The sequence below is a fragment of the Borrelia turcica IST7 genome (assembly GCF_003606285.1).
In the GTDB taxonomy this organism is placed as follows: Bacteria; Spirochaetota; Spirochaetia; order Borreliales; family Borreliaceae; genus Borrelia; species Borrelia turcica.
This window is the reverse complement of sequence record NZ_CP028884.1, coordinates 579208-593515: the sequence shown is the minus strand read 5'-3', so window position 1 is coordinate 593515 and position 14308 is coordinate 579208. Positions and strand designations below refer to the sequence as shown.

12 protein-coding genes are annotated in these 14308 nt (G+C 26.9%); 7 read left to right on the top strand and 5 right to left on the bottom strand.

What is annotated here, in order from left to right:
* Positions 1-14: 14 nt before the first annotated feature.
* The 3 genes from DB313_RS02900 to DB313_RS02890 are packed head-to-tail and all read right to left on the bottom strand — an operon-like array spanning position 15 to position 3158.
* Complete coding sequence (locus DB313_RS02900) at positions 15-878, bottom strand: FAD binding domain-containing protein (protein WP_120104338.1); 864 nt, start codon at positions 876-878, stop codon at positions 15-17.
* A complete protein-coding gene (locus DB313_RS02895) occupies positions 875-1336 on the bottom strand; it encodes a hypothetical protein (protein WP_120104337.1) in 462 nt (153 codons plus the stop codon). Before DB313_RS02895 ends, DB313_RS02900 begins: the two co-directional genes overlap by 4 nt.
* A complete protein-coding gene (locus DB313_RS02890) occupies positions 1323-3158 on the bottom strand; it encodes a hypothetical protein (RefSeq protein WP_174220861.1) in 1836 nt (611 codons plus the stop codon). Before DB313_RS02890 ends, DB313_RS02895 begins: the two co-directional genes overlap by 14 nt.
* 249 nt (positions 3159-3407) lie before the next feature.
* Between DB313_RS02890 and DB313_RS02885 the strand changes: the two genes are divergently transcribed.
* The gene (locus DB313_RS02885) at positions 3408-5363 is read left to right on the top strand and encodes a coiled-coil domain-containing protein (RefSeq protein WP_120104336.1); all 1956 of its coding nucleotides are present in this window, start codon (positions 3408-3410) and stop codon (positions 5361-5363) included.
* Between the two features lie 2 nt (positions 5364-5365).
* On the opposite strand, the gene ligA is transcribed toward DB313_RS02885, so the two are convergent.
* Entirely contained in the window at positions 5366-7381 is a 2016-nt protein-coding gene (gene ligA / locus DB313_RS02880) for an NAD-dependent DNA ligase LigA (RefSeq protein ID WP_120104669.1), read from the bottom strand.
* A gap of 347 nt (positions 7382-7728) precedes the next feature.
* Here ligA and DB313_RS02875 point away from each other — a divergent pair, with 347 nt between their 5' ends.
* From DB313_RS02875 to DB313_RS02850, 6 genes are read left to right on the top strand one after another with little or no spacing between them, the layout of a single operon-like run.
* On the top strand, positions 7729-8109 hold the full coding sequence (locus DB313_RS02875; protein ID WP_120104335.1) for a response regulator: 381 nt from the start codon (positions 7729-7731) through the stop codon (positions 8107-8109).
* Positions 8110-8119: 10 nt separating this feature from the next.
* Positions 8120-8539, top strand: a complete 420-nt coding sequence (gene fliS / locus DB313_RS02870) for a flagellar export chaperone FliS (protein WP_120104334.1) — start codon at positions 8120-8122, stop codon at positions 8537-8539.
* Positions 8529-8927 carry a hypothetical protein gene (locus tag DB313_RS02865; protein ID WP_120104333.1) on the top strand — a complete coding sequence of 133 codons (399 nt, stop codon included), beginning with the start codon at positions 8529-8531 and terminating at the stop codon, positions 8925-8927. The genes fliS and DB313_RS02865 overlap by 11 nt, the downstream gene beginning before the upstream one ends.
* A complete protein-coding gene (polA, locus tag DB313_RS02860) occupies positions 8924-11692 on the top strand; it encodes a DNA polymerase I (protein WP_120104332.1) in 2769 nt (922 codons plus the stop codon). The genes DB313_RS02865 and polA overlap by 4 nt, the downstream gene beginning before the upstream one ends.
* Complete coding sequence (gene coaE / locus DB313_RS02855; protein WP_120104331.1) at positions 11671-12282, top strand: dephospho-CoA kinase; 612 nt, start codon at positions 11671-11673, stop codon at positions 12280-12282. Before polA ends, coaE begins: the two co-directional genes overlap by 22 nt.
* Entirely contained in the window at positions 12266-12958 is a 693-nt protein-coding gene (locus DB313_RS02850; protein WP_120104330.1) for an SPOR domain-containing protein, read from the top strand. Before coaE ends, DB313_RS02850 begins: the two co-directional genes overlap by 17 nt.
* On the opposite strand, the gene DB313_RS02845 is transcribed toward DB313_RS02850, so the two are convergent.
* Positions 12941-14305 (bottom strand): xylulokinase, encoded by a 1365-nt coding sequence (locus DB313_RS02845; RefSeq protein ID WP_120104329.1) that lies wholly within the window; start codon positions 14303-14305, stop codon positions 12941-12943. The genes DB313_RS02850 and DB313_RS02845 overlap by 18 nt on opposite strands.
* Between the last annotated feature and the right edge of the window lie 3 nt (positions 14306-14308).

The following is a 14308-nucleotide window of genomic DNA, read 5'->3' as shown; positions in this document are numbered from 1 at the left end:
CTAATTTTTTAAGATCAAAAATTAACTAATGTATCAAAATAAAAATTTTTTATAAGCTTCAAGTTTCTCTCCCCAAAGCTAAAATTTTTCACATCTCGAATATTCTTATCCAGCATTTTAAGAGAATCTTCAATTTCAAAGATAGACAAAGGCAAAGATTTATTAAGAAGCAAAACTTGAGAGTCTCTTAAAGTAATAACCTTATCATCGTAAAATATTTTCATCAAAAAATCAGTTATAATGTCTCTTTTAACATTTAAAAGCACACAAATAAAAATAATATTTGCATCGGCTAGCATTTCAAATGAAAAAGTATCAACAAATACTTTACCATAAAAGCTCTTGTTCCACAGATTTGTAATTGGAAATTTTAATTTAGTCAAAAACAAAGTATTGCGATTCTGTATGTAATCATCCCTGTTAATATTATAAGCATTATAAGTATAAGTCTTTTTAGTTAAAACATTCTTAAATTCAAGCTGAGCATCCAGACTTAAAAACAAAGGATACAAATCAAAAACGGTATTTTTATAATAAAATCCATTAGAAATGTTAATACTATTTAGATATATTTTATCACTTAATTTTGAAATAAACTCATAAAACAACCTTGGAATATTTCTCTCTCCAAATTGCAATATTTCATTATAAGTAACACATGGTCCTATTTCTAAAAAATTACTTTTAAGTGATACTTTTTTAAATCTTTCAAAATTATTAATTAAAAAGAAATTATTAACATTATCCCTTTCCTTAAAAATTTCAATATTTTTATGAAAATCAATTTCGTTATACACGATATAATTATTTAATTCTTTATTAAACAAACTAACAAGTGCATTAAAATTTTCTGGATAATATACTTTTGCTCCACTCATTTTCTCTCTAGTTCTTCCAACTGCAAATAAATATCTAAAAAAGTATTAACATCAATGCAATAACACCTTAAAGTATTATAATACCCTAAAATATCTGTCCTAATTATTATTTTACTCTTCAAAAAATAATAAAATAATAGTGCATTGGATGAAAAACAGTTTTCACAAAACCCAAAATCATTTTCTAATAAAACCTTAACTAAATTATTATAAAAAGATGTATTCTTTAAACCTTCAATAGTCATAACACTACTTCCATTTAACATAAAAGCTGGAACTAAAGATGCATATACTGGTTTCAAATTTAAAAGCACTAATGAAAAGTTATTATTAATATTCTTAATTAAATTTTTTTCACCCGAATAAAAAACATCTACCAAAAGATCCCTAGCACTCAAAGAAAGATCAACACTTTTTGAAAGATTTTCTCCATTCAAATTAAAACTAATTAGTATCAATTCTCACACTCCAGCTATTTAAAACATCTTCAATCTCAATAGGAATCCTAGACAAATTGAAATCAAAGGCTTGAATTAAAGCTGTCCTTATTGCAGAAACAGATGCAATAAACAATGCTCTCCAAGAAAAAAAATGCTCTCCATCCTCAATAAACTCAAATGTTAAAGAATCATCAATGCCATAATTAATTTTTCCAAAAACATAGTTGACTGCCAAACTAAAAACCGAAAATGCCCGCTTATTATTTAGCCTAATCTTATCAAAATTACCATATTCAACAAAAAAAGTTACATTACTAAATGTAACTTTAAAAGAATACATTTCTATATCAATTTCAAGAGAGCATGCAACTTTAAACTTAGTATCTGTGTTTAGACTAAAATCTTGTTCAATTACAACAGGATATTCACCTTTAAAATTTTCACCAATCATTAAAGAAAGATTATCCTTAACAGTTAAAACTTCTCTTTCAATAAAATAAGATTCTTTAATCAATGCACCATAATCAATATCATCTGTAAAAGCATCACTAACAACAAAACATACACTATCATACGACAGTCCAAAATCCCTAGCTAAAGTATTCCTTAAATAATTTATTAAGTTGTCATCCAACACTTTATAAGGAATAAATACATCTAACTTATTCTTATGCAAACTCATAGAAATAGTTTGCCTACTTCCCACAAAAATAGAGTCTAGATCCAGAAAACTAAATCCTATTCCTTTTCTCCTTACATCCAAAATGCCATAGGTATTATTTAAACTTATAGAAGATGATTTTCTCATGATAGAATTTTTAAAATTCATCTGTTCAAAAAACTTTAAAAACACATCGTATTCCTCTTTAACATGAGATAGCAAATAATTAATAGGTTCAACTGAAAAATTAACCGCAAGATTATAAAGATTTGAATAAATAAAGTTATAAACAGATGTCTCAAATAAAAAATGATTATCATAAAAAAATACAACATCACTTTTGGATTCTATAAAATTAATATGCACACTTAAATCAAAAAACAAATTATTAAAAATATGTTTGAGATAGTTAAAATAAAATTTATACAAAAAATTCAACGGCCTGTTGATTTCAACATCTAAAATAATCTTTGAAAGTTTATTTTCTGCTGACAAACAATTAACAGCTGAAAATTTTAACCTCAAATCCTGTGACATTAAAAAATGTCTTTTATAATAAACAATATTAACTCTTCTCTTAAGTCTAGTAGCAATTAATACACCTTGCAAAACTGCATTAAAAGAAATTGGAAAAAGGGAGGCAATACAATAATCATTAAAAGAATTAATAATTATCTTATCTTTACTAATACAAAAATTATCACTAATAATCTTCTTTAAAAGAGCAATTTTATCAACATCTGCATCAATAACTAAGCTATCATCTTTAAAGGAAACTCTAACCATAAGAGATTCATTACAATAATTCACATAATCTGAAAATTCATAATAAGACTTGTATGTTTTTAATTCATCAAACTCCTTCAATATTGGTTCAGAATAACTTTCATTCTGTTCAATAGTCTTGAGTTCAAAAGCAATACTTTCCTCTGCTTCCAATAAAGAATCTAAGTTACTAGAATATAAAACTAAAGGAACTTGACCTTCAAAGTCTATTTTGTTATCAAAAAGTTTTAAATTAAAATCATCAGAACCAACAATATCATTAAGTTTTAGAACAATATTATCCTTATAACTAATACTGGAAATCTGATCTTTATATTTATCTGAAAGCGTAAAATTTTCAATGATAGAATTCTTACTCTTACAACAAACTGGCAAACCCCAAATTTCGTCCATATTTTCTAAATTAATATACACCAAGAAAACCTAAGAAATAAAAATACACAATTATCTTTTAACTAAATTATTATGTCATAATACCAACAAAATTACTATGTAAATAAAAACATACTAATACCATAAGCTTAGCCTACTTTATCCTAAAATTACTCCTACATAAGCTAGAACACTTTTTTGATAAATTTAAAAAATTATGGTAATATCAAGTTATAAAATGGACATCAAAGGCTTTTAATAGGGTATTTTATGAGTAAAGGTAACAAGAAATTTTTCATCCTTCTTACAATTTTTGTGCTATTTTCATGCCCATTACTCTTTGGTGAAGATGAACCTGAGGTAAGTGATACTATAATAAATCCTTCTGAAGTTTACATTCCCAAAGAAGACTTAAGCGAAGATTTCCAAAATGAAAATTCAGAAACTTTGGAAGATGATGTCTCAAATAAACCTAATCTTCATAGTGAAAAATCAAATAAACTTGAATTTAGAGATTTGGAACAACTTCAAAGATTAGATAAAAGTAGTTCAACAGATAATAGTCTATATGGTAAAGAATTACAACTTCCACAATACTTAAAATCAAAAAAATCTTCCTTTGAACACCCAAATATGAATGATTCAAGACCGAAAACAAATGTAGATGAATTAAAACTTAGAATTGAAAGCTATGAGAATAAAATAGACAACATAGAAAGGCTTTTAAACAACAAAAATACAGAAACTATTCAAAGAAAGGATGAAGAATATGAAGCTCTAGCAAAAAGCTTAAAACGAGAAATTGAAGAGATAAAAAATTTAATCAATAAAAAAGAACATTTACTAAGCAATAACTCCAAGCCACAAAAAGATACTTATGAAGAAAATGAACAAGAATATGGTCACAAGAATGAAGAAACATATGATTACAATCAAGACAATTACATACCAAACACAAATTATAATTATCAAACAGAAGAGGATGAATATTATAACAGAGAGCCGCAACATTTTCATTCAGAAGCACAAGTAATAAAGGAACTTGACGACAGGATTATCAATAACGAAGATGCTATTAACAACAATTCTCACATGATTAAGGAACTTGACAACAAAATTACTCATAACGCAAATACTATTAACAACAATTCTCACATGATTAAGGAACTTGACGACAGGATTATCAATAACGAAGATACTATTAACAACAATTCTCACATGATTAAAGAACTTGACGACAGGATTATCAATAACGAAGATACTATTAACAACAATTCTCACATGATTAAAGAACTTGACGACAGGATTATCAATAGCGAAGATGCTATTAACAATAATTCTCACATGATTAAAGAACTTGACGACAGGATTATCAATAGCGAAGATGCTATTAACAATAATTCTCACATGATTAAAGAACTTGACGACAAAATTACTCACAATGAAGATACTATTTTAGCTCTTCAAAAAGACTTAATAAATTTACAAAAAAATAACAATGAAAATAACAGTTTAGAAGAGATTGAACTTAATTTATCTTCTATAGAAAAAATAATAAATGAACTGAAAGAAAAGATTGAACAAACTGAAAACTCATACAAGGAAAATGAAGATAAAATTAACAACAAACAAGATAAAATAAATGCATTAGAGAAAAGATTAGAAGAGAATGAAAATGCTATCTCAACACTTCAAAAAGAATTGTCCGAGTCTCAAAAGAGAGACCTTTTAACAAAAGAGCATAAAGAAATAAAAAATCAACAAGAAGATGAAAGTCCAGAAATACACTATGCCAACAAGCTCCCAGAACAAAGCAAAGAAAATACAATAACAAAAATAGAACCACTTCCTAAAGAAGAAATAACAGTTAAAGACATACCTCATAAAAATACCAAAAAAATAACAGGAATAAAACCTGCATCTTTTCAAATATATCCAGATACATATTCAAATAACTATAATTTTAAAGAAAAAGGAGATAAATTTGCTTTCAGAAAACCCGATAAATATTATGTTGAAATAGAACCAACAAAAAATCTATATAGAGCCGAAGAAATTTATAAATTAATTTCAAAACATCATATCAAGAATTGCTTCATTAACCCATCATTAAAGCATAAAGAGACTTTCTTTAGAAACCTAATAGAAATAGAAAATACAAATGAAATAGATTCTTTATATAAAAATCTAGAATCTGAATTTAAAGATATAAGAATAATAAAATAAATCTAATCATTTAATTCTATTAAACTTCTAATATCAGAAAAACTAATTATTTTAATACCCAAATCCATAGCTTTTCTCACTTTCAAGCCAGGCCTCTCTCCAACAAGTAAAAAATCTAAATTCTTAGTAACTGAATTGTTAAAAATGGCACCTTTCTTATTTATTTTTTCAATAAGAATATGTCTTGAATATCCTTCAAAAGAACCTGTAATACAAAACTTTTTCCCAAGTAAAGACGCAGTATTTAAATCATAATTTGTATTGTCCTCTTCCATCTTAAATCCTAATTCTTTAAAAAAGTTGAATTTGCTCAAAATATTCTCATCATTAAACGATTCAATAATATTTAAAGCTATTCTTTCCCCTATACCCTTAATCTTTAAAAGCTCTACAAGGGCATTCTCTTTATCTTTACAAAGAGTACTAATCACATCAAATGAATTTAAATTATTAGCAATTAGCAATTCTATTGTATTCTCCCCTACTTCTCTAATGCTCATACTAAGAAATAGCTTTCTGAATGGCCTGTTTTTGCTGTTTTCGATTGAATTTTTAAATTTATCTATTTTCTTTAACTTAAACCCCTTCACGTTAATAAGCTTATCAAAATTAAAAGTATAAAGATCAATTTCTGAATATATAAAATTCATTTTAAAAAGAAACTCAATTGTTTTATTTGAAAGTCCTACAATATCCATACATTTCTTACTACAAAAATACTTTATCTGCTCAATTATCCTAAAAGGACAACTTTTATTTTCACAAAAAAGGTGAGCACCCTCCCTTATTAAAGAGATTCCACATGAAGGACAACTACCTGGAATTTTAAAACTACCAACTGAAAGCTTTTCAATAACTGACTCAACAGCCGGAATTACATCTCCACGCCTTGAAATTGAAACAATATCTCCAATATTTAAATCAATAGAATCTATATAATCTTGATTATGCAAAGTTGCATTTTCAATAAAAGCTCCAGAAACAAGAACTCTTTCAATATGCGCAACAGGAGTAATTTTACCACTACGCCCAACCTGAACAAAGATATCAATCACCTTGCTAACACTCGTAAGAGATTCAAATTTATAAGCTATAGACCACTTCGGATGATGAGAAGTATGTCCTAAAGCTTCTCTTAAACTAAAACTATCAACTTTAAGAACAACCCCATCAATTTCATATTCAAGAGTATTTCTTTTATTCTCTATTTCTCTAACATAACCAATAATATCTTCTTCTAAATTTTTATCATCAAAAAGCTTAAAAAAAGGATTAACTTTAAATCCTAACTTTTCAAGTTCATCCAAAGTATCATGATTTGTGTTAAAACCTAAACTAGAATACAAAACATCATAAACAAAAATATCTAAAGGAAAATTAGCAACTTCCCGACTATTTATTCTTCTAAGTATACCTGAAGCTAAATTCCTAGCATTAATATAAGAGTTTTCTAATGTTTGATTTATTTTAAAAAAATTTTCCTTACCTATATAAATCTCACCCCGTAATACTAAATCAACCCTTTTATCAATACATAAAGGAACATTTTTGATTGTTCTAACATTCTCAGTAACATCATTACCAACCCTTCCATCCCCTCTAGTTAGCGCTCTCTCAAGTATGCCATCCTTATAATAAAGAACAATTGAACACCCGTCAATTTTTGGCTCAACCGAAATACCATTTAAAACTCCCAAACTAGAACTAGAGTCCCCTAATCCTACTTTATAAATCCACAACAACAATTCCTGTTCATCATAAGCCTTATCTAAACTCAATATAGGAAAAGAATGTTCAATTTCTTTAAAATCATTTAAAAGATCACTCCCAAATTTAAGAGTGGGAGAATCTAAAGTCTTATATTCAGGATACTTATTCTCCAAATCTTGCAGTCGCAAAAGAGATTTATCATAATGTAAGTCATCTACACTTGGTGAAGAATCGATATAATACTCTTTATTCCATTTCTTGATTAAATTTTTTAAATATAAAATTTCATCTTCTATTTTTTTGTTCATACATTCAGCATCAAAATTACTCAAAAATTCAAAATATATTTTAACAAAATAATGCAAATAATGTATGTTATCTTCAAAGAGTGAAATAAAAATACAAGCAATTTTATTTCAAACACAAAAGCAATCAATCTTTTAAATATTTTAAAAGTTGAGAATTGAATAGCTTCAAGTATTTATTTCAATAACTAAAACATATTTTAAAGCTAAATACCTTAAGTAATAAATAAATTAATTTTAAAAAAATAAACAAAAATGAACAAAATCGACAATTATGGATTATATCTTTAATTGATACTAAAATCACTTTTAATGCTCTTATTATGCTAAAATTAAACAAGGAGTAAAACTTGAAAGAAAATAGGAAGGCCTTAGTTGTTGATGATTCTATTTTTATGAGAAAAAATCTAATCAAAATATTAACAAAATTAGGCTTTAGTGAATTTTTTGAAGCAGAAGATGGAATTCAAGCGGTTAAGGAATTTGAACAACAAGAAGAAATTGACCTAATAACTCTTGATATAACAATGATGGGAATGGATGGTATTACAGCTCTTGAAAGAATGAATGAAATTAACAATAAATCTTCTAAAAAAATTAATGTATTGATGGTTACAGCACTTGGAAAGCAAGAACTCATTAAAAAAGCTTTGGAACTTGGTGCTAAAGGATACATTATAAAACCCTTCAGAGAAGATCAAATAGCAGATCAAATAAAGGCATTGGAATAGGAGAAAATTCTTGATAGCAAAAGAAGATATATATAAGAAAACACAAATCAATACATCAAGCCCTCTCTCAATATTGGTAATGCTTTATGAGAGGGCAATACAAGATTTAGAAATTGCTAAAGAATTTTACAAAAAAGAAGATTTAGAGAGTACAGTAAAAGCTGATGAAAAAATTTACCATGCACAAGATATAATTATCGAATTGATGTCTACACTAAATTTTGAAGATGGTGGGGATATTTCTAAAAATCTATTTTCAATATACTCATTTTTAAATAAAGAATTAGAAAGAGTTATATTAGAAAAAAATAGAGAAAATATTCAAGAAGTATTAAAGCATCTTAAAAATCTGCACATAGCTTGGAAAGAAATACTTAAAAACAATCATACTACTAACAACAAGAAATTAGGAATTAATATTGTCAGTTAACCAAATATTAAAAAAATATTTACAATATTTAATACTTGAACTTAAAAAATTAAAAGCGATTTTAGAATTTGAAAATGAAACCGTCAATAAAGGAATAATAGATATATTAAATTTTACAAACCCTAGAAAAGATTTAATCTTAAACTCCATCAATAATTATTACATCACCATAAATTCATGGCTAGAGATACAAGATCAAACGAAGACAGAAGTTGAAGTATTAATCGAGAATATTAATTCACTAAAAGAAGAAATATGTATAATGTATCAAAATTCATGCAAAACTATGAAAGAACTTTATGAAGAAAAATCAACAATACCAAAGGTAAGATTTTCTAAATATCTTTTTAAGTACAATAATCCAATTTTAGTAGATGTTAAAATATGAAAACAATTTATCTCATCGATGCCCTAAATATAATATTTAGAAGTTACCACGTAATGAAAAATAAACCTCTATTCAACAGAAAAGGAGAAAACGTTAACGCATTCATTGGATTTTTTAAAACTCTTTTTTTCATAATGAAAGAGAAAAATCCAGAAAGCTTAATTGTAACTTTTGATTCAGAAACGCAAACTTTTAGGAAAGAAAATTATCCAAGCTACAAATCAACAAGAGATGTGCCTCCTGATGATTTAATACCTCAAATATACTGGATAAAAGAAGGATTAATAAAAGCAAATATTCCGATGTTTGAGATACAAGGATATGAAGCTGATGATCTTATTGCTAGTTTTGTAAGAAAAGCAGAGGCAAATAATTATTTAACTTATATCATCTCTCCAGACAAAGATTTATTACAAATGATGTCTGCTCAAACCAAAATACTTAAACTAGAGAACGGCAACTTTGTCGAGATGAATAATGATTATGTAAGGAAAAAATTTGAAATAAATAGTTCTCAAATAAAAGATTACCTGTCCATTGTCGGAGATAGATCCGACAATATACCGGGTGTTAAAGGGATTGGAGAAAAAGGAGCTGCTAAGCTCTTAAGTGAATTTAAAACATTAAATGAAATTTATGAGAATATAGATTCTATTAATAAGAAATACAAAGAAATTTTAATAAAAGAAAAAGAAAATGCTTTCTTAAGTTATGAACTTGTTAGTCTTATAGAAGATCTAGAATTACCTGATCTTGAAGAATTTAAATTGGGCAATTTCAAAGAAGATATTATTGAACTGTTTGAAGAACACTCTGCAACAAAATTAATTAAGTCTTATAAAAAAGATATCTTAAAGAAGACTCCTATAAATCAAGCACAAAAGTCAATATTCCAAGAGAAGATTCCTACTATCAATCAAGCAGACAAAGATATTTTAAAAACAATAATGCCATATTCAAGCACTTTAAAAACAATACAAGAAGAAAATACTAAATATGAAACAATATTAACAAAGGAACAGCTTGACTCACTAATAGAAAACTTAAAAACAGCAGATTATGTAGCAATAGATACAGAAGCAACTTCTTTTAATGCTTATGAAGCTAAAATAATTGGGATTTCTGTTTCATTTAAAGAATTTGAAGGTTATTACATTCCAGTAGACAATAAAGAAAAAAAATTTATTGAAAAAGAATATATAATACAAAAATTCAATGAATTTTTTAAAACAGAACCCAAACTAATTGGGCAAAATTATAAGTTCGATTATAAAATACTTAAACATAATGGATTTAATGTAATTCCTCCTTATTTTGATACAATGTTAGCAGCTTATATTATCGACTCAAACACAAAAGTATCTCTTGATTTTTTAGCAGAAAAGTATTTAATGCATAAGAACATAACATACGAAGAAATAGTTACAAAAAATGGCACCTTAAAAGATGTACCACTTGAAGTAGCATCCAATTATTCTGCTGAGGATGCCGATATCACTTTTAGACTATTTAAAATCTTTATAAAAAAGCTTAAAGAAGATAATCTTGAAAAATTGATGATGGAAGTAGAAATGCCATTTAGTAATGTCATTACAGACATGGAAGAAAATGGCATTTACATTGACAGAGATTATTTAAGACAATATAGTCATGAACTTGATAAAGAATTAAACTTAATTGAAAATGAAATAATCAAAAGCATAGGTATTGAATTTAACCTAAATTCAACGCAACAACTACATGAAGTCTTATTTGAAAAATTAAATCTGAGTATACCAGAAGATGCTAAGCAAAACTCAACAGAAAGTAGGCTACTAGAGGCAATAAAACCTCAACATGATGTTATAGAAAAGATTATACAACACAGGCAACTTGCAAAGTTAAAAAACACATACACAGACATTTTAATAGATTCTGTTAATAAAAAAACAAATAAAATACACACAAATTTTTTACAAATAAGAACGGCAACAGGAAGAATTTCAAGCACATCACCTAACTTACAAAATATTCCAATTAAAGATGAAAAAGGGCGTAAGATAAGAGCAGCATTCAAACCAGACAAAGGAAATATTTTCATTTCAGGTGACTACTCACAAATTGAACTTGTAATCTTAGCACATCTTTCGGAAGATGAAAATTTAATTACAGCCTTTAAAAGCAAAAAAGACATACACACAGAAACAGCATCACAGCTTTTTAAAGTAGAGAAGGATAAAGTAACACCTATTATGAGAAGAATGGCAAAATCAATTAATTTTGGAATAATTTATAAAATGTCAGATTTTAGACTTGCAAAAGATTTATCAATTTCACGAGAAGAGGCCAAAAAATTTATTAATTCTTATTTCGCTCTTTATTCTAAAATAGAAACTTTTATGACAAACCAAATAAATTTTGTAAGACAAAATGGGTATAGTGAAACTCTTTTAAAGAGAAGACGATATATTAAAGAAATTAATAGTCAAAATTATACAGAAAGGTCAAGTGCTGAGCGGATTGCTATAAACAGCACAATTCAAGGAAGTGCAGCTGATATAATGAAAATTGCAATGATTAAAGTTTATGATGAATTTAAGCTTAGAAAGCTTAAATCAAAGATACTCTTACAAGTACATGATGAGATGCTAATTGAATCTCCCGAGCAAGAATGTGAAGAAGCAAAGAAAATAATCAAAGAAATGATGGAAAACGCTTATCCTTTAAGACTTCCTTTAAACGCAAATATTGAGACTGGAAATTCATGGGGAGAAATACATCCATAATTGGCATAACAGGCAGAATAGCAACTGGAAAAGATACTGTTTCAAAAATAATTATAAGTGAATATGGATATCATGAAATAAATGTAGATAAAATTGGACATGTAGCACTACATAAAAAACAAGACCAAATAGTCAAGGTATTTGGTACGCAAATACTCAATAATCAAAATGAAATAGAAAGATTGAAACTTAGAAAAATTGTTTTCAATGATAAAGAAAAGCTAGAAAAGCTAGAAGCGATAACACATCCCTTTATACAGAAAGAAGTAGAAAGAAAAATACTAAAAAACACATTTGATAAAATAATCATAAATGCTGCATTACTTTTTAAGTTAAACCTTGAACAATTCTGTAGGTACATATTTGTAATAAAAGCAAGTGATACTGTAATAAAGACAAGACTAAAATTAAATCGCAACCTTGACGATAATTTAATTATGAACATCCTTAAGTGGCAAAAATGTATTTTTTTTAATAAAAATACTCTAAATTTAAAAATAATAAATATAATTAACAATAAGAGTTATGATTATCTAAAAAAAAAGATTAATACAAAAATGAAAGAGGTAATAGATGAAAGATTTGAATGAAAATAATAACAAAGGCTTTTTAGTAGCACTTACTTCAATTATAGCCGTTTGTACAATAATATTTCTTGGAATAATTATTTTCTTCCCAAACAAAAATCTAGCCTCTGATATTGCAAGTAAAAATATTGTTTTACAAGAAACAGAAGAAAAAAAAGCTACAGACAATGAGAATACTGAAGAAACATTAAAAATAACTGACAATGCAAATGAAATTATAATTGACCTTACAAAAGATCTTAAAAAAAATAAAAATTTAAGTAGTAGCATCGATAATAAAAAATCTACTAGTAAAAAAGAATTACAAGTCATAAAACAACGCGAAACAACAAAAAAACATAAAAAGGAAACATCTCAAAAACCAAAAACTATTGCAAAGAAAAAAAAGAGCATAAAAGAGCAAGCTTACAATAAACTTGAAAATAAATATGACTCTAACAAAGAATATTACATACAATTTGTGTCACTATCAGATCCAATTTCCGCTGATAATAATATTCAAGAATTAATGAAATATAAAATAAATGCAAAAATCTATTCAGCAACAGTAAATGAAAAAGATATCTACAGAGTTAGATCTGGACCTTATAAAACTATATCCGACGCAAAATCTGATCTAAGGAAAATATCAACATCAAATGTATTTAAAGATGCATACATCTTAACTATCAATAAATAAATCAAAATTCGAAACATACTTTTGATACTTCTCTACGTAAATATCATGAACGCTAGCATTGAATGGTATAACCTTCTTAAATTTAGCAATCTTGTCAAACGCCTTTTCTAGGGTTTCAAACTCTTTTAAACAACAAAAAGCTAAAATTGAATTACCGATAATCTCTGAATGCTTAAATTCAAAAATCTTTAAATCCCTACCAATAATATTAGCTTTTAGCTCATTTAAGAATGAATTATCCGAATTAGAACCACTCACAAAAATATCTAACACTTCCTTTCCAAAAGATTTAAACTGTAACAGTCTATTATAAAAAGCAAAATAAGAAGACTCAAGTATTGCAATTCCTATTTGTAAAGGATTATCTAATTTTCCAAAAATACCTTTACTTAAATCCTTCTTTATTTGAGAATCTACTAAAATATGATCAGAAAAAATCTCCCCTTTGCTTCTATAAAAATAAATATCACCTATAGAATTTACCCTAGATACTTCTTCAAAAAACTCTTCAAAAGATTTTTTCTTCTCAAAAAATCTATCCTTAAGTAACTGCAATAAATATCCAGAAGGAACTATTCTTCCAATAACAAACAAATCATCTAAAAAATAAGGATACTGTAAAGAAAGTCCTGCTAAGTAGTCATCTGAGACTAAATTAAAACCTTCACTTGTTCCTGTTCTATTTGATAAAATGCCAGAAAAAAACGCACCACTCCCAACAAGAACACTTAAATAATCCATTCCAGCATTAACTACTTCTATTCCACTCTTAATACCAAATTCAATACTAGCACTATTAGTAACCCTGCCAGCACTCTCTCCCATCCTTAAAAAGGGAGGAAATTTATTTTTATCAAGATTATATTCTCTTATCTCAATATCACTCCAGATAAAAGGGATATAAGCTGAACTTGGATAGCTTGTGATAAGATTATCTGTAAGTAAATAAATAAAATATTCAAAACAAGATACAAAATACCTCACCTTGTCATAAATTCCTCTTTCAAATGTGCTAAGAACAAAGGGTAAAAAAGCTGATTTACCCCTAAACCCACCAACCACCTTAGAAGAATTCCAGTGTAAAACCTCCAAAGGAACAAGATTTGAATCAAGAGCTATTAAACATGGAGAGATGCCACTAATAGAAATACAATCTATATTTTTATCTCTAAAATTAGAAATTACCCTTTTTAAAGCAAAAACCCATATTTTGTAATCAAAATTTTCAAAATCAACAACAAAATAATCAAAGTAATTTACATCAAAACTTTCTAAAACTCCATAGTGAGAATTAAGTAAAGCAGATTTTAAAGTACTCGTGCCAATATCAATACTTAGCACATTCATAAA